Annotated in this window: 21 protein-coding genes and 1 tRNA gene; 5 read left to right on the plus strand and 17 right to left on the minus strand. The window is 64.3% G+C overall.

The genetic code is table 11. From position 1 onward, the window contains the following. The first annotated feature begins 31 nt into the window (after positions 1 to 31). The gene (locus CFE28_04455; protein OYU71549.1) at positions 32 to 1,306 is read left to right on the plus strand and encodes a serine hydrolase; all 1,275 of its coding nucleotides are present in this window, start codon (positions 32 to 34) and stop codon (positions 1,304 to 1,306) included. Between the two features lie 42 nt (positions 1,307 to 1,348). Here the strand turns inward: CFE28_04455 and CFE28_04460 are convergent, their stop codons facing one another. From CFE28_04460 to CFE28_04475, 4 genes are all read right to left on the minus strand, one after another. Next, complete coding sequence (locus CFE28_04460) at positions 1,349 to 1,963, minus strand: hypothetical protein (GenBank protein ID OYU69321.1); 615 nt, start codon at positions 1,961 to 1,963, stop codon at positions 1,349 to 1,351. 490 nt (positions 1,964 to 2,453) lie between these two features. Continuing rightward, positions 2,454 to 2,543 (minus strand) — tRNA-Ser (locus tag CFE28_04465). Between the two features lie 114 nt (positions 2,544 to 2,657). Continuing rightward, the gene (locus tag CFE28_04470; protein ID OYU69322.1) at positions 2,658 to 3,521 is read right to left on the minus strand and encodes a hypothetical protein; all 864 of its coding nucleotides are present in this window, start codon (positions 3,519 to 3,521) and stop codon (positions 2,658 to 2,660) included. Next, complete coding sequence (locus tag CFE28_04475; protein OYU69323.1) at positions 3,518 to 4,432, minus strand: hypothetical protein; 915 nt, start codon at positions 4,430 to 4,432, stop codon at positions 3,518 to 3,520. Before CFE28_04475 ends, CFE28_04470 begins: the two co-directional genes overlap by 4 nt. Before the next feature lie 161 nt (positions 4,433 to 4,593). Here CFE28_04475 and CFE28_04480 point away from each other — a divergent pair, with 161 nt between their 5' ends. Together CFE28_04480 and CFE28_04485 are read left to right on the plus strand one after the other, a co-directional pair. Next, a complete protein-coding gene (locus CFE28_04480; protein ID OYU69324.1) occupies positions 4,594 to 5,247 on the plus strand; it encodes a peptide-methionine (S)-S-oxide reductase in 654 nt (217 codons plus the stop codon). 1 nt (position 5,248) lies between these two features. Next, entirely contained in the window at positions 5,249 to 5,581 is a 333-nt protein-coding gene (locus CFE28_04485) for a hypothetical protein (GenBank protein OYU69325.1), read from the plus strand. Here CFE28_04485 and CFE28_04490 read toward each other — a convergent pair. The 3 genes from CFE28_04490 to CFE28_04500 all read right to left on the minus strand — a co-directional run bounded on the left by CFE28_04490 (position 5,578) and on the right by CFE28_04500 (position 8,089). Then, complete coding sequence (locus CFE28_04490) at positions 5,578 to 6,279, minus strand: hypothetical protein (GenBank protein OYU71551.1); 702 nt, start codon at positions 6,277 to 6,279, stop codon at positions 5,578 to 5,580. The two genes, CFE28_04485 and CFE28_04490, sit on opposite strands and share 4 nt — an antisense overlap. A gap of 5 nt (positions 6,280 to 6,284) precedes the next feature. Beyond that, entirely contained in the window at positions 6,285 to 7,550 is a 1,266-nt protein-coding gene (locus CFE28_04495; GenBank protein OYU71550.1) for an alpha-ketoglutarate permease, read from the minus strand. A gap of 125 nt (positions 7,551 to 7,675) precedes the next feature. Continuing rightward, positions 7,676 to 8,089, minus strand: a complete 414-nt coding sequence (locus CFE28_04500; protein OYU69326.1) for a hypothetical protein — start codon at positions 8,087 to 8,089, stop codon at positions 7,676 to 7,678. An 86-nt stretch (positions 8,090 to 8,175) separates the two neighbouring features. Between CFE28_04500 and CFE28_04505 the strand changes: the two genes are divergently transcribed. Continuing rightward, positions 8,176 to 8,844, plus strand: coding sequence for a hypothetical protein (locus tag CFE28_04505; protein ID OYU69327.1), 669 nt, complete (start codon positions 8,176 to 8,178; stop codon positions 8,842 to 8,844). 10 nt (positions 8,845 to 8,854) lie between these two features. Here CFE28_04505 and CFE28_04510 read toward each other — a convergent pair whose 3' ends face one another. Together CFE28_04510 and CFE28_04515 are read right to left on the minus strand one after the other, a co-directional pair. Then, positions 8,855 to 9,568, minus strand: a complete 714-nt coding sequence (locus tag CFE28_04510; protein ID OYU69328.1) for a hypothetical protein — start codon at positions 9,566 to 9,568, stop codon at positions 8,855 to 8,857. A gap of 12 nt (positions 9,569 to 9,580) precedes the next feature. Next, complete coding sequence (locus CFE28_04515) at positions 9,581 to 11,386, minus strand: elongation factor 4 (protein OYU69329.1); 1,806 nt, start codon at positions 11,384 to 11,386, stop codon at positions 9,581 to 9,583. A 160-nt stretch (positions 11,387 to 11,546) separates the two neighbouring features. On the opposite strand from CFE28_04515, the gene CFE28_04520 reads away from it, so the two are divergent. Beyond that, complete coding sequence (locus CFE28_04520; GenBank protein OYU69330.1) at positions 11,547 to 12,161, plus strand: hypothetical protein; 615 nt, start codon at positions 11,547 to 11,549, stop codon at positions 12,159 to 12,161. Positions 12,162 to 12,174: 13 nt separating this feature from the next. On the opposite strand, the gene CFE28_04525 is transcribed toward CFE28_04520, so the two are convergent. The 8 genes from CFE28_04525 to CFE28_04560 all read right to left on the minus strand — a co-directional run bounded on the left by CFE28_04525 (position 12,175) and on the right by CFE28_04560 (position 22,129). Beyond that, positions 12,175 to 12,729, minus strand: coding sequence for a hypothetical protein (locus CFE28_04525; GenBank protein ID OYU69331.1), 555 nt, complete (start codon positions 12,727 to 12,729; stop codon positions 12,175 to 12,177). Positions 12,730 to 12,772: 43 nt separating this feature from the next. Beyond that, positions 12,773 to 15,145: a phenylalanine--tRNA ligase subunit beta gene (locus CFE28_04530; GenBank protein ID OYU69332.1), complete on the minus strand. Its 2,373-nt coding sequence runs from the start codon at positions 15,143 to 15,145 to the stop codon at positions 12,773 to 12,775. A gap of 10 nt (positions 15,146 to 15,155) precedes the next feature. Continuing rightward, positions 15,156 to 16,262, minus strand: a complete 1,107-nt coding sequence (locus CFE28_04535; protein OYU69333.1) for a phenylalanine--tRNA ligase subunit alpha — start codon at positions 16,260 to 16,262, stop codon at positions 15,156 to 15,158. A 115-nt stretch (positions 16,263 to 16,377) separates the two neighbouring features. After that, the gene (locus CFE28_04540) at positions 16,378 to 16,734 is read right to left on the minus strand and encodes a 50S ribosomal protein L20 (protein ID OYU69334.1); all 357 of its coding nucleotides are present in this window, start codon (positions 16,732 to 16,734) and stop codon (positions 16,378 to 16,380) included. A gap of 15 nt (positions 16,735 to 16,749) precedes the next feature. Further along, positions 16,750 to 16,950 (minus strand): 50S ribosomal protein L35, encoded by a 201-nt coding sequence (locus CFE28_04545; protein OYU69335.1) that lies wholly within the window; start codon positions 16,948 to 16,950, stop codon positions 16,750 to 16,752. Between the two features lie 132 nt (positions 16,951 to 17,082). Next, positions 17,083 to 18,315: an MFS transporter gene (locus tag CFE28_04550; protein ID OYU69336.1), complete on the minus strand. Its 1,233-nt coding sequence runs from the start codon at positions 18,313 to 18,315 to the stop codon at positions 17,083 to 17,085. Between the two features lie 127 nt (positions 18,316 to 18,442). Next, positions 18,443 to 21,397 (minus strand): TonB-dependent receptor, encoded by a 2,955-nt coding sequence (locus CFE28_04555; protein ID OYU69337.1) that lies wholly within the window; start codon positions 21,395 to 21,397, stop codon positions 18,443 to 18,445. Between the two features lie 210 nt (positions 21,398 to 21,607). Then, a complete protein-coding gene (locus CFE28_04560; GenBank protein ID OYU69338.1) occupies positions 21,608 to 22,129 on the minus strand; it encodes a translation initiation factor IF-3 in 522 nt (173 codons plus the stop codon). Positions 22,130 to 22,202 lie beyond the last annotated feature (73 nt).

The raw sequence follows: 22,202 nt of genomic DNA on the forward strand, positions 1-22,202 counted from the left end.
CGCCCCGCCCCGGAGACCGCGGCGGACCCTGCTGTGGATCAGCCTTACGGCTGTGCTGCTGCTGATCAGCTGGACCGCCCTGGTCGGCCTGGGCCTGCTGCAGGGATGGTCACACAGACCCCTGGCGCCTCGAGGCGACGCGCCTGCCTTCGCGACGGCCGCCCGCGCGCAGATTGACCAGGCAAGAGCAGGCAATGCCGCCTTCGTCCTGATCAAGGAAGGACATGTTGTCGCCGAACACTTCCGGTCAGCTGGCGAGCCGGTTGACCGCGATACCCTCTTTCAGGTGGCGTCCCTCAGCAAGTGGGTGACGGCCTGGGGGGTGATGACCCTGGCGCGGGATGGCCGCATCGACCTGGACGCCCCGATCTCCACCTACATCAAGCGCTGGCGCCTGCCGGACGGACCGTTTGACGAGACCCGGGTCACGGCGCGGCGACTCCTGAGCCATACCGCAGGCCTCACCGACGGTCTGGGTTATGGAGGCTTTCCCCCTGGCCAACCTGTCCAGCGGCTCGAAGAGTCTCTGACGCAGGCCAGTGATGCGTCTCCGGGCGCCGATGGTCGGGTTCGCGTCGGGGCGGAGCCCGGAGAAGACTTCCGCTATTCCGGTGGCGGCTATGCCCTCCTGCAATTGCTGATCGAGGAGGTGTCGGGGGAATCCTTCAACGCCTACATGCAGCGCGCCGTGCTGACCCCCCTTGGGATGACCCGCTCGACCTTTGTCCTGCCCGATGGCGCAACCAACCTTGCGCAGTCCTTCAACCAGAGCGGTGAAGAGGTGGCTCTGGACAGGTTCTCAGCGCCATCGGCGGCCTCGCTCTATACCTCGGCGGCTGACCTGACCCGCTTCCTGCAGGCCAATGTCGCCGGCCCGGGCGGTGCGCTTCCGGGCCGCAGTGTCCTGACGCCCGGGGGTCTGGCCGAAATGCGCCGGCCCCATGCCTACCAGTACGGCGCTGAGATCTGGGGACTCGGAACAATCCTTTATGCGCCAAACAAGGCGGGCGGCTTCGTGGTCGGTCACGACGGCGACAATACCCCGGCCATCAACACCACGGCGCGCATCGACCCTGCGACCGGCGACGGACTGGTCCTGCTTGAAACCGGCAGCCCCCGTCTCGCCACCAGGATCGGCAGCGAGTGGGTGTTCTGGAACACCGGGAATGTCGACATCATGATGGTGTTGGCCGATGCCAAGGGCGCATCCTACCTGCTGATCGCCGGGTGGGTCGCGATCCTCATCGGCGCAATCGGATCCAGCGGCTTTGTCGTGTTTCGACGCAGACAGAGACGTGCTGGTTAATGCGCAAGGAGGGTATACCCAAGGGAGACAGCCGCCCCGGCCCTACTGCTCAATGGGAGGCAAGGTGCGGCCCGCTGCAAGTGTCCAAGCGTCAAGGCAGTTCTGGAGGATCGCAGACAGCGGGCGCTTGGTTCCGTCTGTGAGGGTAACGATCATCTGCTCAGCTCCGTCATAGACGCCCTCGCAGAACTCCCCTCCGCCATACCCTGTTTCCGAGGCGAGCACCGCCTTCTCCGAAACAACCCGGCGAGGATCTTTCCGGGGGTTTAGTTCTATGTGTTTGAGGGCGTTCTCGATATCGTCGAGCAAGTCCAAGTCTGTGCTGAGAGCGTTGCTCCTGAGGCGACGACAATAATGCTCCTGGACCCACCACCGGACGGCTGCGGCTGTGAGTAAGCCCTCAGGGAGCCAAACCGGCCTCTCAAAGTGGACTGCGTCCGTCAGCCGGTGCATCTCCGCCGAGGCTTGTCGGGCCGCTAGCATGGCTGCAGAGCGGGCCACATTGGCTGCATCACCGTTCCCCTGACTGATGGCGACACGGACGGCGCGGTCTGCTGTGAGGAAGGCTCGGAACGTCGGCGTTACGAGGGTGTCGATACGGTCAGTTAGGGTCACTGGTACCTCTCTTAGGGCGGGGGCGGCCCCGGGGGGAAACATGCCAGCGTGAGGTTGATCATACTGTCTCGAAATTTGTGGTGGAAAAACAACCCGCCAACCTCTTGCAGGGGTTGTGATCGACGGCGGCCCTGATGGTGGTCTGCCCACGCGGCATTACTTACCCGGGACGATAAGTCATGTTTGGTTCGCTGCTACCCGGCAGGGGAGAGGGGCCGCCCCGGCGCAATTGATGAATGCCCGGAGCGACCCACTTATCTTCCCGGAGGATAGGACCGGGCAAGCAGTGACAATGCGACAAGGTGTGCCGCTGCATAGAGCAGGTTGGTCAGAGTTTCCAAGGGACGGTCTCAGTTAGGGTGATCACATGGATCGCTGGCGCTTCGCGTTTATCGCGTGGCCGCACACCTCTGTCCGATCAGGAGCCTTCAAAGTCAACGATTCGAACAATGAATACGCGCTAGGTACGAGGCCCGGACACGCCTCTTCCTATTGCACTGAATTATATGGGGAAAACATACTGCTGAAATATTGGCGGAGAGAGAGGGATTCGAACCCTCGTTACGGTTTCCCGTAAACACGCTTTCCAAGCGTGCGCGATCGACCACTCCGCCACCTCTCCGTGGTCCGCATGGGGCGCGCCCTGTGCGGAAGGCGCGCAATATACTCAGGACGGCCGACGGGGCAAGGCGCTATCGGCAATGGGCGCCAACCGATTTGAATTGAAGAGGAAGGTCTAGCGGTTCCGGAGGACGGCGGGCGCCACCACCTGGTCCAGTTCCGAGCAGGCGGCGGTCATGGCCCGGGGCGTCCGGGCGCGGGACAGGGTCTGGTCGAAGGCGCGCAGCCGGGTCTTGAGCCACCGGTCGCTCAGTCGCTCGTCCACAAGGAAGAGCCGGGATCTGGCGGCGCGGACCATGGCCTGGGCGGCGGCATTGTCACCCTGGGCGCTGAGGTTTGCGGCGGTCGCCAGGGCCTGGTCGACATCGGCCAGCAGGTCCTGGGCCGTAATCGGGCGGCTGGCCTGGGCGGGGCAGGCCCGGGGATCCAGGGCCCGGACATAGTCAGCCAGGCCAGAGAGGACTGCGGCGGGCGGGGGACGACCGTCGAACTCCTCTGTCACCAGACCTGCGATGAAGCGCTCCAGATCGCCGCTGGACCGATCCTGGGCCACCTTGAGCCGGGACTTCTCCACGCTGAGGTCGGGAATGGGTTTGGGATTGTCAACGCCATCGCCCCTGTGGCTGGAGAACAGGGATGAGGTGACGTCAGCAGTGCCGGCCGCGCCTGACACCCCTGGGAAGTGGAAGTCGGGATTGCCGCGACCTGCGCGGTGACAGGACTCGCAGGATACCCCGGCCCGGGCCGCCTGACCGCCCAGCAGAAGGGGGTCGCGGAAGGCGGCGCGGCCCACGGCGACCGACAGCCGCCTGGCGGGGTCAGAGGGCCATGCCAGACACTCTGTCGGTTCGCGGCTGAGGACCATGACCCGGTCGGACCCCGGAGCGATCCACCGCTCGGCCCTGAGGGCTGTAGCAGGAAGCTGCGCCCAGGCGAGGCCGCCAAGCCCGGCCAGGATGGCCAGAGCCCCCGAGATCACCCCTGCGGGGCGTGGCCGAGATCGATCCAACGCCGCAGTTCCTCCGCCTCTGCGCAGCCATAGGCGCAGATCTGGTCCAGGCGGGCCAGCATGGCCCGGGCGCCCGCCAGATCTCCGCGTTCGACCTTGAGCTCGCCATAATATTCCGTGGCGCCCCTGTGGCCGGGGGCGATGGAGAGGGCTTGCTTGTAAAAGGACTCGGCCTGATCCAGCGCGCCAAGCTTGCGCCAGGTATAGCCCTGATAGGTCAGGATGTCGGGGTGGGGCCCAAAGGACTGCCGGGCGGCGTCCAGGGCGGTGAGGGCGTCCTGGTATCTGTGTTCATTGATCAGGCTCACCGCCTGGACATAGGCGCGATCGCCGGCCTGGGGCCCCGAGAACAGCATGGGCGCAGCCTGGGCCGAGGGCGCGGCGCCCATGGCGGCCGTCACAGCCTCAACAGCCGCCTTCAGGGCGGCCGCATCTGTGCAGCCGCCACAGGCCTGGGCCTTGCCCTGCAGCCAGGACAGTTCGACCTGGGCCTTGGGATCCTTGAGTTTGCCGAGGGCCACACCCAGACCCCGGTGGGCGTCTATGCTTTCGGGCGCAAACCGGACGGCCTTGTCGAAGCCCCGGCGGGCGCCCTTCCAGTCAGAGAGGTTGCTTCTGGCGGTCGCAAACAGCAGCCAGGCCTCGGGATTATTCGGAACCACCTCCAGGACATGGCTGAAGGCCGAGGAGGCGGCCTTGTAGTTCTGCTGGTTCATGGCCGCCACGCCCTTGGCGTATTCGGCGGCGGGATCATAGGTCGGGGCCGAGGCCGAGGGCATTTCGCCGCCGCCGCCGCCGCCGCCGCCTGAACTCCAGGCGGCGTCTGCGAGGCCCAGGCTCGCGGTTGCACAGATCAAAAGGGCCCAGGCAGGTCTGGCCATGGTCTCTTCTCCCGATTTCCGTGGCCGACTGTAACCGTCGCGGCCGTTGAGCGAAGAAGAGTGACACACAAATTGCGGCTGGTCAGCGGTCTCGTAGGAGATGCAAATGCGACCAATCGCGCCTATCTTCAGTCGCTCATTCAAACGAACAGGTCTTCCCCATGTTCTTCGCCCGCAAGCCCGCCGAACTGCCGACCGCCCAGACCGCCCTGCCGGGGCGGCCAAACCCCCTGCCGACCGCCTCGACCCACTTCGTCAATGGCGCTGCGCTGAAGGGGCCCTATCCCGAGGGATCGGCCATGGCCATGTTCGCCATGGGCTGCTTCTGGGGCGTAGAGCGCAAGTTCTGGAACCTGTCGGGCGTCCATGTGACGGCCGTGGGCTATGCCTCGGGCATTACCCCCAATCCCACCTATGAAGAGGTCTGTTCGGGCCGTACGGGCCACACCGAGGCAGTGCTGGTGGTCTATGACCCCAAGGTCATCACCTATGACGACCTCCTCAAGGCTTTCTGGGAGGGCCATGATCCCACCCAGGGCATGCGCCAGGGCAATGACATCGGCACCCAGTACCGGTCGGGCGTCTATACCTATGACGACGCCCAGGCGGCGGCGGCCAAGGCTTCAGCCCAGGCCTATCAGACGGCCCTTGCCGCACAGGGCTATGGAGACATCACCAGCGAGATCAAACCCGCCCCGGTCTTCTATTTCGCCGAGGACTATCACCAGCAGTACCTGGCCAAGAACCCGGACGGCTATTGCGGGGTCGGCGGCACGGGCGTGACCTGCCCCATCGGCGTTGGCGTCAGGGCCTAGGTTGGACCGGGCCGGAATCGCCAGGGCGGCCTTCGCCCTTCCGCAGGTGACCCATGTGGTCCAGTGGGGGGCGTCGGACGTCTACAAGGTGGGCGGCAAGGTCTTCGCCATTGTCGGCGACGAGTCCATCTCGTTCAAGGTGACAGAGATCGCCTTCATGGTCCTGACCGAGAGCGGGGTGGGTCGTCAGGCGCCCTATTGCGCCAAGGGCCAATGGGCGGCGGTGAGTTACGACGCAGCCGAGGATGCCGATTTCGTGGACTGGCTGGCCACAGCGCACAGTCTGATCGTCGGCAAGCTGACAAAGAAGCTCCGGGCCGAGCTCGGGCTCTAGGCCTTCGGCTGGTCTTCAAGCAGGCGGCGGATGTCGGCCAGGGCCGTTGAGGCCGGTGACTTTCTCTGACGCCAGACCAGTAAGGCCACAGCGCCGGCGGTGACCGCCATGAAGATCGGCGCGCCGAACAGCCAGGCCGCCGCCGCCAGGGCGAAGTAATAGGCCCGTACCCCGCCATTGAAGGCTGACAGGGCCGGGTTCAGCAGGCGGCCGGCGGCGTCGCCATAGGCGTCCCGGGCTTCCTTGGACAGGGTCTCGGGCGCCGCGCCCAGCACGGCCAGACAGTAATTGATCTGGCGGATGGACCAGATGAAGGCCAGCAGGCCCCGGGCCAGACAGATCACCACCAGACCCACCTGCAGCTCGAACAGGGTCCGGGACGAGGTGTGGACGAGGATCAGGCTTGAGGCCGAGGCGAAGCTGCGCTCGCCGCCAAACAGGACGCCGGCCGAGGCTGCAATCAGGATCAGGTTGGACGAGGCGAAGAAGGAGGCCGAGTTCAGGGCGTGGCCCAGCAGCTGGCCATCCATGAGCTTGTTCTCACGATGGGCCATATTGGTCATCCAGTGCAGCCGGACGACGGTCATATCGCTGTTGATGAACCGACCACGGGTCAGCTTGTGCAGGACAGGCTCATAGGCGAACCAGGCGACCAGGAAGAAGGCCAGGGCCGCAAGGTCCAGGTAGCTCAGGGGCAAGGCCATCAGTCTTCGGTGATCAGGCTGTGTCGGTTGGTGTTCTTGAGGGTCAGGGCCACCAGGAAGGCTATGGCCATGACCACCGCCACATAGACGTAGAAGCCGCTCTCCATATTGGCCTGCTTGAATCTCAGGGCGACATACTCGGCCGAACCGCCAAAGACCGAATTGGCCAGGGCATAGGGCAGGGCGACCCCCAGGGCGCGGACATGGGCGGGGAAGAGCTCGGCCTTCAGCACCGCATTCACCGCCGTGTAGCCTGACAGGACAGAGAGCAAGGCCACCACAAGGAAGAAAGCGGCCAGGGCGTCACGGGTCGTCGCGATCTGCGACATGACAGGATAGGTGATCATGGCGCCCACCAGGAAGGCGAAGATCAGGGTTGTCTTGCGTCCGATCTTGTCCGACAGGGCGCCGAACATGGGCTGGAGCAGCATGTAGACCAGCAGGGAGCCGGCGCTGATGGTGGTGGCCTGGTCCTTGGTGAAGCCTGACGTATTGACCAGGAACTTCTGCATGTAGGTCGTGTAGGCATAGAAGGCGAGCGACCCGGCCGAGGTCAGGGCGAAGATGGTCCAGGTCTCTCTCGGGAACTTGGTGAAGAGCAGCATGGCCCGGGACCGCTCGGCGCCCGAGGCCTTGGCCGCCAGGAATGAGGGGCTCTCTTCCAGACCGGAGCGGATGTAGAAGACCACCACCGCCAGCAGGCCGCCAATGGCGAAGGCGATGCGCCAGCCCCAGGCTTCGAGGTCCGCACGGGGCATGATGTTCTGAAGCAGGATCAGGACTCCCAGGGCGGTCAGCTGGCCCATGATCAGGGTCATGAACTGGAAGCTCGACCAGAATCCCCGGCGGGACTTGCCGGCCATTTCCGACATGTAGGTGGCGCTGGCGCCATACTCGCCGCCCAGGGACAGGCCCTGGACCAGACGGGCCGCCACCAGGCAGATGGGCGCCCAGGCGCCCCAGACCGAATAGTCCGGCATGATGGCTATGCTGAAGGATCCGGCGCACATCATGGCGACCGAGAGGGTCAGGGCGGCGCGACGGCCGGCCCGGTCGGCATAGAGTCCGGTCAGCCAGGCGCCCAGAGGCCTTGCCAGGAAGCCCACCCAGAAGACGGCGGCTGTCTGCAGCAGCTGGGCGGTGGTGTCGCCCTTGGGGAAGAAGTGCTTGGCGAAATACAGGGCGAAGGACGAATAGGCGAACCAGTCATACCACTCGACCAGGTTACCTGCTGACCCGCCGAGAATGGCCCGAACCCGGGCCATGGGGGTCAGGCCGGGCCGGAGGGCCTCACCCGAGACTTCGCCGCCTGATTCTGTCGCTGTCACTCTACGTCCCCCGCTAAACTCAAGGGGATGAACCTAGCCCGGCTTTGGCGGCAAGCGAAACCCTAGTCCGCGTAGTCCGCCGAATGCATGTGGGCGTCGGAGTCCTTCACGCCCATCTTGTACATGACGCCGATGAAGGCGCCCTTGATCCTTGGCAGGAGAACCAGGGTGAAGATGGTGAGCGGGATCAGGGTCGCCGGCACGATGATCATGGACGGCGTCTGCCAGATGAAGGGGAAGAACAGCAGGGGCGCCACGACCAGGTGGCCGGTAAGCAGGATGGTGAAATAGGCCGGGCCGTCATCAGCCGGGTACTGGGCCAGGTCCTGATTGCAGCTGGGGCAGTTGGGCGAGACCTTGAGGTACTTCCAGAAGATCTTGCCCTCGCCGCAGCGGGGGCAGGCGCCGCGGAAGCCGCGACCAAGGGCAGTCATCAGGGTGGGGGGATTTGCCATGCCCTTATATGCGCCTTCCATGGGGGTAACGGAAGGGGCCTTGCGGCGGCGCAGGATCGTCTCATAGTTGCTTGAAGCAATCACTGCACGACAGGGAGAGGGTGATCATGTTGGCAGGAAAGGTCACTGCGGCGAATGCCGGGGCCATGGGCTTCGACACCGCCGTGCCGCTTACGGCCAAGACGGCGAAGGCCTATTTCGACAAGGGCTACAGGTTCTGCATCCGATATGTGAGCCGCACCGACAAGAGCCGGGCCGCCAATGACAAAAAAGGGCTGGATGACCTGTCCGAGGCCGAGGGCAATCTGATCCTTGGGGCGGGCCTCGCCCTGATGGTGGTGCAGCATGTGGCCGCCACGGGATGGGTTCCCACCGAGGCCCTGGGGCAGGCCTATGGCGCCAAGGCGGCGGAGTTTTCCCGGGCAGCCGGCCTGCCGCCCGGAGTGAATGTCTGGCTCGACCTGGAAGACATCCCCAAGGGAACGCCCCACGCCGATATCTGCGCCTATTCCAACGCCTGGTTCGCCCAGGTGAAGGCGGCGGGCTATGTTCCAGGGGTCTATGTGGGCTTCAATGTCTGGCTGTCGCCCGATGAGCTGTTCTTCAATCTGACCACCCAGCACTACTGGCGCGCGGATGGCAGGATCCCCGATGTATCCCACCGTGGCTATCAGCTGTTTCAGCATGTGGTGAAGACCGGCCCCAAGACCGAGCTGGACAAGAACGTCGCCATGCCGGATGCCCTGGGCGGATCCGCCATCTGGCTGGCGCCGTGAGGGTCAAACCCTAGGCCGCTGGGCCCCGTGCAGGTCCAGACCTGCGGAAGCGGATGCGGAACGGCAGAAGCACCAGTCCGGCAATGACCGAAATGAGTGTTATCCCCGTTGTCACGATGATCAGGGGATGATTGAAGTTCTCATGGTTGCGCCAGTCCATGATGTGCAGGGCCCACAGGGTGTCATAGGCCCGCCAGAGGTCTGATCGCCGGGCGGTCACAACGCCGGTGTCCTCAGCCACATAGACCGACAGCCCCGCCTTCCTGAACTGGACCCGCCAGGCGGGCAGTGCGCCCTTGTATTCGGCGCTCTCCGCCGTGATCCGCTGAACGCCGATGGGAGGTTCGCCAAGGGTGACGTGATCCCGGGCAATCCTGGCGGCGGTCGCGCCGTCCAGAGGCGAAAGCTTTCGCAGGGTCCCGGCGTCAAACAGGACCGGCGGCCCGTCAGCGAAGTTGGCGAGGATCAGGTCGGCGCCTGCCCGGCGCTCAATCGTGACCTTGACCGGCGGGCGCCCAGAGGCGTCGCGAAGACCTTTGAGATCTCCCACAGCGGCCAGGTCTGGCGCCGCCTCGGCGGCCGGTCGGATCAGGTCCTCGCTGCGGATCTTCTCGATCGGGTAGAGGGTGAAGAACAGACCACTGGCGACCCAGAACAGGATCTGGATTCCCACCAGCAGGGTCAGCCACTTGTGAACCAGGACGGCGAGGCGTTGCAGTCTCATCCCCGGAAGCTCCTAGTCAGCATCCATCTTCAGGGCTGCGATGAAGGCTTCCTGCGGGATTTCCACCTTACCGAACTGGCGCATGCGCTTCTTGCCGGCCTTCTGCTTGTCCAGCAGCTTGCGCTTGCGGCTGGCGTCGCCGCCATAGCACTTGGCGGTGACGTCCTTGCGCAGGGCGCGGATGGTCTCCCGGGCGATGATCCGTCCGCCGATCGCCGCCTGCAGCGGGATCTGGAACATGTGCGGGCTGATCAGGTCCTTCATCTTCTCGACCATGCCCCGGCCGCGGGCCTCGGCGCGGTCGCGGTGGACCAGCATGGACAGGGCGTCCACGGGTTCGGCATTCACCAGGATCTGCATCTTCACCAGATCGCCGACCCGATAACCTTCAATGGCGTAGTCGAAGGAGGCATAGCCCTTGGAAACGCTCTTCAGCCGGTCATAGAAGTCGAACACAACTTCATTGAGCGGGAGGTCATAGACCACCAGGGCCCGGGACCCGACATAGGACAGCTCCCTCTGCTCGCCGCGGCGGTCCTGGCAGAGCTTGATCACCGAGCCGAGATACTCGTCCGGGGTCAGGATGGTGGCCTTGATCCAGGGTTCGGCAATGCTGGCGATCTTGACCGGATCGGGCATGTCGGCGGGATTGTGCAGCTCGACTTCCGAGCCGTCAGTCAGGCCGATCTTGTAGATGACGCTGGGCGCCGTAGCGATCAGGTCGAGATCGAACTCGCGGCTGAGGCGCTCCTGGATGATTTCCAGATGCAGCAACCCCAAGAACCCGCAGCGGAAGCCAAAGCCCAGGGCGGCGCTGGTCTCCATCTCGTATGTGAAGCTGGCGTCGTTGAGGCGCAGGCGGCCGATGGCGGCGCGCAGGTCCTCGAAGTCGGCGGCGTCCACCGGGAAGAGGCCGCAGAACACCACGGACTGGGCCACCCGGAAACCTGTCAGGGCCGACTCGGTCGGCCGCTTTTCCTCGGTGATGGTGTCGCCGACGGCGGCGTCGGCCACCTGCTTGATCTGGGCGGTGATATAGCCGATCTCGCCGGGGCCCAGTTCGGCCACCTCGGTCTGCTTGGGCTTGAAGACGCCGATCCGGTCCACCTGATGGGTGGCGCCAGCGTTCATCATCTTGACCTTCATGCCGGCCTTCAGCACGCCGTCAATGACCCGGACCAGGACGACAACGCCCAGATAGGGGTCGTACCAGGCGTCCACCAGCAGGGCCTTCAGCGGCGCTGCGGCGTCGCCTTTGGGCGGCGGCAGGCGGGTGACCACGGCTTCCAGGACCTCGGCGATGCCTTCGCCGGTCTTGGCCGAACAGAGGACCGCGTCCGAGGCGTCGAGACCGATCACATCCTCGATCTGCTGTCGCACCCGCTCAGGCTCGGCGGCGGGCAGGTCGATCTTGTTTAGGACCGGGACGATCTCGTGATTGTTGTCGATGGCCTGATAGACATTGGCCAGGGTCTGGGCTTCCACCCCCTGGCTGGAGTCCACCACCAGGATCGAGCCCTCGCAGGCCGCCAGTGACCGGCTGACCTCATAGGCGAAGTCCACGTGGCCGGGGGTGTCCATCAGGTTCAGGACATAGGTCTCGCCATCCTTTGCCTTGTAGTCCAGGCGGACGGTCTGGGCCTTGATGGTGATGCCGCGCTCGCGCTCGATGTCCATATTGTCGAGGACCTGCTCGGTCATCTCGCGCTTGGTCAGGCCGCCGGTTTCCTGGATCAGGCGATCGGACAGGGTCGACTTGCCATGGTCGATGTGGGCGACGATGGAGAAATTGCGGATGTGGGACAGGGGCGTGGTCATGCTTTGGGCCGTTTAGCACAAAATGCAGGGTTCGCGAGGGTTCTGCGCCGCCTGACCCGGGTTCCCGGCAAGAAACGTGGTTAATCCGAAATTAAGCTCCCCGCCGCATTCCAGACTCAACGCGGTGTCATGCTGGTGAAACTACGAGAGGAGCCCTTCCATGGATCGTCGCAAACTGGTTGTTTCAGGTCTCGTCGCCCTCGGCGCCGCCGGGGTCGCCCGGGCGCAGCAAGCCGGAGAAGGGCCGCCACCGCCACAGACCAGGCCGGACTATCCCTCGGCCAAAAAGGGCGAGACCTTTTCCAGCGACGAAATCGTCAATGGAGTCTCGGACTTCCTGGGCGTCACGGCCGAAGCGGCAGGCGGGGTCGTCGAGCGGCTCTTCAAGGAAAACGGCCGTCCAAGCGCATACATCGCAGGCCAGGAAGCCTCCGGGGCCATCGCCCTGGGCGCCCGCTATGGCAAGGGCCTGCTCTATCTCAAGAACCAGCAGCCCGTTCCCGTCTTCTGGCAGGGCCCGTCCGTGGGTTGGGACATGGGCGGCAATGCCAGCCGGGCCTTCACCCTCTGCTACAATCTCTGGCAGCCGGAACTGCTGTTCCAGAGGTTCCCGGGCGTCGAAGGGTCAGCCTATCTGGTGGGCGGCCTGGGCGTAAACTATCAGCGCGCCAACGAAATCACCCTGGCGCCGATCCGGGCCGGGGTCGGCCTGCGGCTGGGCGCCAATATCGGCTATCTGTCCTACAGCCGTAAGCGGCACTGGGTGCCCTTGTAGGACCAGCGGACCGTCAGTGCTTGTCGGTCTTGGCCGCCAGCCAGTCCATCAAGGCCAGCATGACGCCGGAACTGACGAAGGTGAAGTGAATCACCACCAGCCAGGTCAGGTGGCGGTCGTCCACGTCATTGCCCTCAGCCAGCTGCATGAAGGCCTTGAGAAGGGCGATGGCTGAAATCGCCGCAATGGAGGCGATCAGCTTCATCTTCAGGCCCGAGAAATCGACTGTCCCCATCCAGCTGGGCCTGTCCTCATCGGCGCCCGTGTCGATCTTCGACACGAAATTCTCGTACCCCGAGAAAATCACGATCAGCAGCAGGTTGCCCGCCAGGGACAGGTCAATGAGGGAAAGCACCATGAGGATGGCGTCCTCAGGGCTCATGGTCATGATATGGGCCAGCTCGTGCACAGCCTCATTGACGAAGACGATGAGCAGGGCGCCAAGGGCGATGACAAGACCCACATAGAAGGGCGCCATCAACCACCGCGACCGGAAGAGCCCGGTCTCGAGCCAAAGCTCCGGCGTTGGCTTCAGGGGCGTGGCGGGCTTCGTCGATTTACTGGTCATGCCCGCAACCCTAGCTTCAAACCCGCCACGCGCAATAGACGGACTAGCTGCGCAGCCGCGCCCCAACGGCCTTGGCAGCCGCGGCCACGACCTTGCCGCTCAGCGTTTCGATGTCCGCCTCGGCGAGGGTCTTGTCCACCGGCTGGATCGTGACCTCCAGGGCCACAGATTTCTGCCCGTCGGGGACACCCTGGCCCTTGTAGACGTCAAATACCCTGACATCGGAAATCAGTGACTTGTCGGCGCCCAGCACAGGACGCACCAGGTCTCCGGCCGGAACGGAGTCATCCACCAGGAAGGCGAAATCCCGGGACAGGGGCATGAGGGTCGAAGGTGAGAAGGCGGGCTTTGTCTTGGTCGACTTGCGCTTGGGCTCAGGCAGGAGGTCGAGATTGATCTCGAAGCCCAGCATGGGGCCGTCGACGTCCAGCAGCTTCAGGGTCGCCGGATGGAGTTCGCCGAACTCTGCAATCACCGTCCTGGGCCCAAGCTGGAGTCGGGCAGAACGCCCAGGGTGCCACCAGGCGGAATTGCTTCCCTGGGCCACCTGCAGTGCTGGGGCGCCAAGTTCCTCCAGCAGGGCCATCAGGTCCGCCTTCAGCTCGAACAGGGGATCACCGCCTGCGCCAGCCCAGCTGCGGGCCGGGTGAGGGGCGACAAGGACCGAAATGGCCGTAACCTGATCGCCTGGCTGGTCGCCCTTGTAAAAGGGACCGATCTCGAACAGGGCCGCATCGGCAAAGCCGCGCCGGGCATTGCGGCCAGCGGCCTCGATCAGATTGGGCAGGATGGACGGGCGCATGCAGTCCAGATCCGAGGCGATCGGATTGGTCAGGACCAGTTCCGGCGCCCCGCCGCCGAAATGGGCGGCTGTGGTCTGCTTGAGGAAGCTCCAGGTGATGGTCTCGGCATAGCCCCGGGCGGCAAGGGCGCGCCGGGCCGTGCGGACCCGACCCTGCCGGATGGTCAGGACGCCGCCAGCCTGGGCGGGAACTTCGGGCAGGGCCGTGGCGGGCAGGGCGTCATAGCCCTGGATCCTGGCGACCTCTTCCACCAGGTCTGCGGGACCTTCGGCGTCACGACGCCAGGACGGCGGGGTAACCTGGTCGCCGGAAATGGAGAAACCCAGCTTGCTCAGGATCTCGTCCGTACGGGAGGCTGGAATGTCCAGGCCCGACAGGCCCTTCACATAGGCCCGGTCAAAGGTAATGGCCGGGGGGTTGGCCGGCGCACTGCCGACCAGGGTCACCTCGGAGGGTTCTCCGCCGCAGATTTCGAGGATCAGTTTCGTGGCCAGTTCCAGACCCGGAACCAGGCCCTGCGGGTCGACTCCCCGTGCGAAGCGATACTGGGCGTCGGAATTCAGCGACAGGCTCCGCCCGGTCTGGGCCGTGCGGATCGGATCGAAGTAGGCGCTTTCCACGAAGACGTCGGTGGTTTCATCCGAACAGCCGGTGGACTCACCGCCAATGACCCCGCCCAGGCCGATGGCGCCTGAACCGTCTGCGATGACGCAGATGTCCGGAGTCATCGCATAGGTCTTGCCGTCAAGGGCCAGGACCGACTCGCCTTCACGACCAAGGCGGGCTTCCAGGACGCCGCCGGAAAGCTTGGCCGCGTCATAGACGTGCAGAGGGCGGGCGCGGTCATAGGTGATCAGGTTGGTGATATCCACCAGGGCGCTGATCGGGCGCAGGCCGATGGAGGTCAGCTTTTGCTGAAGCCAGGCTGGCGAGGGGCCGTTCTTCACATCGCGGATCAGGCGGCCCGAAAAGGCCAGGCAGGCCCCGGACTCATCCAGCTTGATCGTAACGGGATTGGGGTATTTGCCGGGCACAGGTTCAGGCGCGGCGGTCTTCAGATCGCCCAGTCCGGCGGCGGCCAGATCGCGGGCGATGCCGTCAACGCCCAGCCAGTCGGGGCGGTTGGGGGTGACCTCAAAGTCCACCACCGCCTCGAGGCCAAGGGCCTCGGCGGCGGGGGTTCCCACTGCAAGGCTGGCGTCCAGTTCCATGATGCCGTCAGACTCGGACGCGGTCTCCAGCTCGGCGGCTGAGCAGAGCATGCCATTGGACACGACGCCGCGGACCGGTCGGGCCTCGAGGGTCACGCCCGAGCCGGGCACAAAGGCGCCCAGGGGCGCGTAGATGGTGGTCAGGCCCGCCCGGGCGTTTGGGGCGCCGCAGACGATTTCCTTGCGTCCGTCCACCGTGTCCACCTGACAGACCCGCAGGCGGTCGGCATTGGGGTGCTGGACGGCTTCAACGATCTTCGCCACCGAGAAGGCGGCCAGCTTGGCGGCCGGGTTTTCCACGTGCTCGACCTCAAGGCCTGCCATGGTCATGGCTTCCACCACCTGATCGGCGCTGGCGGTGGTGTCGAGGTGTTCCTTGAGCCAGGAGAGGGTGAACTTCATCGGTCTATCCTCAGCTCAGGCCAGTGGCGGGATTGGGGGCTGCGTGGGCGGAGAAGCCGTAATGCTCCAGCCAGCGCACATCGCTGGCGAACATGTCGCGCAGGTCAGGCATGCCGTATTTCAGAACTCCAAGGCGGTCGACGCCACAGCCAAAGGCAAAGCCCTGCCAGACCTCGGGATCCAGACCGCAATTACGCAGGACATTGGGGTGGACCATGCCGCAGCCCAGGATTTCCAGCCAGTCATCCCCCTGACCGATCTTCACCTCTCCGCCGGAGCGGTCGCAGCGGACGTCCATCTCCGCGCTGGGCTCGGTGAAGGGGAAGTGATGGGGCCGGAAGCGGGTGACTACCTCGCTGGTCTCGAAATACCGGGCGATGAAGGTTTCCAGGGTCCATTTCAGGTGTCCCATATGGATGCCCTTGTCGATCACCAGGCCTTCGATCTGGTGGAACATGGGGGTGTGGGTCTGGTCTGAATCCTTGCGGAAGGTCCGTCCCGGGACGATGACCCGGATCGGCGGCTCCTGGCCCCTGGCCACCCAGCCAGGCAGGCTTTCGTTGGCGCCACGGTTCATCACCCGCACCTGGACCGGGCTGGTATGGGTGCGCAGGACCTTGCGCTCGCCATGGGCGTCTTCCGGCAGGAAGAAGGTGTCATGCATTTCCCGGGCTGGGTGCTTGAGCGGGAAATTCAGGGCGGTGAAATTGTTGAAGTCGGTCTCGATGTCCGGGCCTTCCGCCACAGAGAAGCCCATCTCGGCGAAGACGGCGATCATCTCATCCATGACCTGCATGGTCGGGTGGACCGAGCCCTTGCGACGGGGCGGGGCCGGCAGTGACAGATCAACCCGCTCGGCATTGAGCTTGGCGTTGAGTTCGGCGGCGTCCAGATCGGCCTTGCGGGCGGCGAGGGCCGCTTGCACCTGGTCGCGCAGGCCGTTGATCAACGGGCCCTGGACCTTGCGCTCGTCAGGGCTCATCCCGCCAAGGGACTTCAGGAGTTCTGAAATGGAGCCGGACTTGCCGAGGGCGGCGACCCGGACGGCGTCCAGGGACTGGGCGTCAGCGGCCGCGGCGATGGCGGCGGTGATGTCGGCTTGAAGTTTGTCGATCATGATGCAGCGTTCATAGAGATATGGACTGGGTGCGGAAAGAGGACAGCAAAAAGCCCTCCGGCGGTTCCGCCGAAGGGCTTTTGTCGGCTTAGGGAGTCAAGGGACTCCGAAGGCTTCAACCCAGCGCGGCGCGAACCTTGTCAGCGATGGCCTTGAAACCAACCGGGTCAGCGCCCGCGATGTCGGAGAGGACTTTGCGGTCGATTTCGATCCCGGCCAGATCCAGGCCGTGGATAAATCGAGCGTAGGTCATGCCCTCAAGGCGTGCAGCGGCGTTGATGCGCTGGATCCAGAGGGAGCGGAAGTTGCGCTTGCGGACCTTGCGGTCGCGGTAGGCGTACTGTCCGGCCTTGTCCACAGCGGCCTTGGCCGTGCGGATGGTGTTCTTGCGGCGGCCATAGAAGCCCTTGGCCTGCTCAAGAACCTTCTTGTGCTTGGCGTGGGCGGTAACGCCCCGTTTAACGCGTGCCATGTGTCAGGTCTCCGATCAAAGGCCGTAGGGCAGGTAGGTGCGAATGGTCTTCTTGTCAGACTCGTTCATCACCTTCGTGCCGCGGTTTTGGCGGATGTATTTGGCGGAGTGGCTGATCAGGCGGTGGCGCTTGCCGGCCACACCGGCCTTGAGCTTACCCGTAGCCGTGATCTTGAAGCGCTTTTTGGCGCCAGACTTGGTCTTCAGTTTGGGCATTTCACGTCGGAATCTTGCGACCCCGTCCTCTGGTGTATTGATGAACCGCCCTGGCATGCCTTTGGGCCAGACAGTTCCGAAGGGGAGGGCTGTTACGCGAAAGCCCGCAGCAATGCAAGGCTTGGGAGTCTTTTACTGGCCCGTGTCGGCATAGGGATCGGGCCTGGCCGTCGCCCGGCGTGTGGCGGATAGGGCCAGCAGAATGGCTGGCGCGACGACCATGGCGCCCAGGATGAAGGGGCCGTCCCGCACTACGGGCACCACGAGACCTGCAAAAACCGGCCCGACGACCCGGGCCAGGGCGCCGGCGGCGTTGTTCAGGCCAAGGATCTGACCCTGCCTGTGGGGATCCACCGTTCTTGAAATAATGGCCCCGACATTGGGGAAGGCCACGGACTGACCAGCCGCGGTGACGCACATCAGGGCGATAGTCATGGCGCCATTTATCGAAAAGACCTGCAGGGCCGCAGCCAGGGCCGTCAGGGCCATACCTGTCGCCAGCATGGGCCCCTCGCCATAGCGCTCGGAAAGGCGACCGGTCAGCAGGGTCTGGGTGAAGAAGGCCGTGACCCCGGTGAAGGCGAAGCAGACGGCGATATTGCGCGGGCCCCAGTCAAACCTGGCCTGGGACCAGAGGCCGAACTGCGACTCAATGCCGGTGAAGGCAAAGCCCACGAGGAAGGTCAGCAGCATCATGCGGCCGATCACCGGATGGCGGGTGACCTCGCCAATGGCCGACCAGCGGCTGGGGCGATGTGTGATGCCTTCGTCCCGGACCCGGCTTTCCTTGATGAAGATGGTGATGGCCACCACGCACAGGGCCGCCAGGCCGGAGGCGATGAACAGCGGGATCCGGAAGCCAGCGGGGCCCATGCCGGTGTGGGCGAAGAATCCTCCGACGGCCGGACCAATGATCAGGCCGACATTCCAGGCGGCGCCCTGATAGGACATCTGGCGCGCCCGCTTCTCCGGCGGCGTGACGTCAGCGATATAGCCCTGCACTACGGCGCCGTTTCCAGCCGCCAGGCCGCCGAGCAGCCTGATTAAGAAGGCCACCCAGATATTGGGCGCAAAGGCCAGGGCCAGATAGCAGAGGCAGTTGCCGGTAATGGTCGAGATCAGCAGGGGCTTGCGGCCGTACCTGTCAGAAAGACGCCCCCAGAAGGGCTCGCCGAAGAAGGCGCCGACCGAATAGGCGCCAAAGATCAGGCCGATCTGCCAGGGCGCCGCATCGAAGGACTTCGCATAGAAGGGCAGGAGGGGAACAATGATCCCGAAGCCCAGCATGTTGATGAAGATGACCGCAATCAGCGACGCGGCGGCGAACCTTGGCGCGGGCGCATCTGACTGTGAGGACGTGGTCATGCGGGGGGTGATAGGCCCGTGATCTTCGGGGAGCAAGGCCGCGCCGGCCCACAAACAAAAAGAGCGGCCGCCCGGAGGCGACCGCTCAGTCTTGTAGCTCCCGGCGGATGGCCGCCGGGCGAAAGTCCTAGAACTTCTTCTTCAGACCGATCTTCAGGGTCCGGCCAAGGGCATTGCCGATGAAGGGGTCGTAGCTGTACTCGATCCGCGCCTTTGAAGGCTCGCGATCGAGGGCGTTCAGCACCGACGCCGTCAGGGTCATGTCGTTGGGCAGGAGCAGACGATAGGTCAGGTCGTTGGAAATGAAGTGATCCAGTTCCAGACCCAGGGTCGTCAGCTGACAGTTCGTCGCCGTGCCGGCCTTGGCGTTGGCCACGGTGCAGTTGGCGGAAGCGCCGGTCTGAACAGTGGTCGGGCCGCGGTTGTCGGTGGCGCCGTCAACATAGTTGATGGTCCAGCGCAGGTTGTGATTTCCGCGGTTGTAGTCGGCATAGAACTGGCCGCGCCATTTCGGGATGGTGCCCGGCAGGCGGTCGTAGTTGGTGAAGCCGACCGCATCATAGGCCGAAGAAACCGTCACCCCGCCTGCAATGAAGGCGGCCTGCTTGTAGGCCAGGACATAGCTGACATTGGCGCCCAGATTGATGTCGCCTTCATAGACGTCGTCGAACCGGTAGTTGACATCAAGGTCGATGCCGTTGGTTTCGATGGTCGGGCCGTTGGTCGTATCCGAGCGGATGCGGGCGATGTCATTGCCCACGGTGACGCCCTGCACGCAGGCATTGTTGTTGTTGAAGGTGATCAGGCTGCGCAGGCCGCTGGAGCAGTTGACGGTCTGGCTGCCGTTGCCGGTGCCCGCCACGGCGGTGGCCACGATGTTAGCCGGGACCGAGACGATCTGGTCATCCATCTTGATGGACCAGTAGTCGAGGGTCGCGGTCAGGTTCGAGGTCTGGAGAATGCCGCCGAAGCTGTAGGTGACGGCCTTTTCAGGACCGACCGCCGGATTGCCGAAGAAGTCGACCGACTTGAAGTTATTGCCGGCCGCCGTGATGCCCGACAGACCCGTCGTGCCCGTGGGCGCCACGTTCGCCGCCGTCGGACCCCGGAAGGAGGTGCCGATTGAACCGCGGACGGCGAAGGTGTCAGTGGCCTGCCACTTGGCGCGGAATTGCGGATTGGTGGTGGAGCCGGTCTGACCGCCATAGTCCTCGTAGCGCAGGGCCAGCGAGGCGTTCAGCTTGTCCGTGAAGGGCAGGTTCAGTTCGCCGAAGACCGCATAGACGCTCTGTTCCAGGCGCAGGGGAATGTTCTGGCCGAGGAAGATGTAAGGACCGGTCTTGAAGGCGCAGGAGGTGTTACCCACCACAGGGCAGGGGGTGACCTGCGCATTGTAGTAGGGGCTGTCGATCTGCTGGATGAAGGTCACCTTGCGATACTGGGCGCCAGCCGCCCAGCCAATGTCGCCGCCGGGCAGGGTGATGGCGGTCCTGCCGTTCAGGACGGCGTCAACCACGAAGGTGTCCTGCTGGGCGCGGTATTTCTGGCGGTCGAACAGCCAGGCCACCAGTTTGGGATCATTGGCGTTGGCCGAGACATAGCCCGGGTTGGTCTTTCCCAGAGCCGGGTTGTTCGGATAGGCGTTGGAGAAGGGATTGAAGTACTGGCAACCGCCGGCGCCCGGGGTTGACCCGGTGCAGTTGGCGCCGCCCAGACCGTTGAGGGCGTTCTGCAGACGGTCGATCAGGATGTCGGTGGTCTGCTGGTCCTGCCATTCGGCGATGTAGGTGGCGCTGACGTCATATTTGGCGCCGAGAATGCCGGTTTCGCCCTTCAGACCTGCTGACAGGTGAAGTTCCTCGTACTTGCGGCTGCCGCTCTGGCCCCCAAGTCCGCCGGTCGAATTGTTGCCGCCATTACCCAGCGGACGCCAGAGTGTGGCCGTGGCGCTTTTGGCGACGCCGACAAGGGCGGCGTTGCCGGTCTGGGTCAGGAAGGTGTTGAAGCCGGGATTGGTGCCAGCAACGCTGAACACGTTGACACTGCCCGGACCATTGGGGCCGGAAGTTGGCGGATAGCCGGGCGAGAACCGGTAGTCCGGCTGGTTGGACATGGCGTAGAGGGCTTCAGCGTGGAACTTGCCGCTGTCGCCCACATCGGCGTTGAACTCGCCATAGGCCTGATAGAAGTCCTGTTCCTCGACAAGGTTGTCGAAGGGCAGATAGCTGAAGTAGCAGGCTGGCGTCGTGCCGGTGAAGCCGGGCGTGCCCCCGACGGCGGCGCAATTGGCGTCAACGGCAAAGCCGACCGTGGTTCCTGTGCCGCCTGCCGCATTCTTGATGGTCCAGGCGCCGGGATTGCCCAGCACCGACCAGCCGGACGGATTGGACAGATAGGGCTGCAGCACCCAGTCGCGCTCGGTGTTGCTCAGCTGGGAGCGGTGCTGGTAGCCGAGGCTGACCAGCAGGTTCGAGGTGTCGCCGACCCAGCCATAGAGGGCGCTGCCGGTGTAGTCGCCGTTGGAGCCCGGCACCGCGCGGAAGTCAGCCTGCAGTTCAAGGCCTCTGAAATTCTTGCGGGTAATGACATTGGCCACGCCGGCAATGGCGTCAGAGCCATAGGTCGCCGCCGCGCCGTCCTTCAGCACCTCGACCCGGCCGATGGCCGCCTGGGGCAAGAGGTTGGTGTCGGACCGGTAGCCGGTGAACCGCTTGCCGTTCAGCAGGACCAGGGTGCGCTCGGCGCCAAGGCCGCGGATGTTGAATGTGCCGCCGCCATTGCGGCCCTGGGCCGCTGTCGAGAACTGGTTGGAGTCTCCCAGAACCGGGCCGATGATCGGAAGCGACTTGATCACGTCCAGGACAGACGGCGAGCCGCGCTTTTCAAGTTCTTCCTGGCCGATTACGGCAATCGGGATCGCGGTGGTCTTCGGTGTGCCGGCGATCAGCGAGCCGGTGACAACGACTTCTTCAACCGTCGTTGACTTGGTCGCATCGTCCGCAGCCCAGGCTGACGTCGAGGTCAGTGCTGCTAGTGCGACCGCAGCGGCCGACACACCACAATAGAATCTAATCTTGGACATTAGCGTTTCACTCCCAGTGCTTCCTGCTTTTGCAGTTGTTGCGTCTATGAAAAGCAGTCTGTCACCAGTCCGTCATACCGGCGAGTCCTTTTTCCGACGCAATTGACCTGGATCAATGCGCGCGCCTCGACAGCAATTCCGGACATGAAAAAGGCGGCCGGGTCGCCCGCGGCCGCCTGATGCTCTCGAGGTCTTACCCGAAAGAGCTCCCTATTTTGGCGCCAGGATCATGATCATCTGACGGCCTTCCATGCGGGGCTCGTATTCAACCTTGGCCACCGGCTCAAAGTCGGCCTTGACCTGCTGGAGCAGCTTCATGCCCAGTTCCGGGTGAGCCAGTTCGCGACCGCGGAAGCGCAGGGTGACCTTCACCTTGTCGCCTTCTTCGAAGAAGCGGTGCATGGACCGCGCCTTCACCTCGTAATCGTGGGTGTCGATATTCGGCCGCAGCTTGATCTCCTTGATCTCGACGACCTTCTGCCGCTTGCGCGCCTCGTTCTTCTTCTTCTGTTCCTGGAACTTGAACTTGCCATAGTCCAGGATCTTGCAGACCGGCGGATCAGCATTGGGAACGATCTCGACCAGGTCCAGGCCAGCTTCAGCTGCGGCCTCCAGGGCCGAGGACGTCGGCATGACGCCTTGCTTCTCGCCGTGCTGATCGATCAGCAGGACACGGGGGACGCGGATATCTTCATTGATGCGCGGACCGTCTTTGACGGGCGGCGCCTGCATGGGGCGGCGAATAGGCTTTTGCTCCGTGAGCTATTGAAACAGGCATGAGTAGGCGGGCGCACGGCGCACACCT

The organism is Alphaproteobacteria bacterium PA2 (assembly GCA_002256425.1).
Taxonomy (GTDB): Bacteria; Pseudomonadota; Alphaproteobacteria; order Caulobacterales; family Caulobacteraceae; genus Phenylobacterium.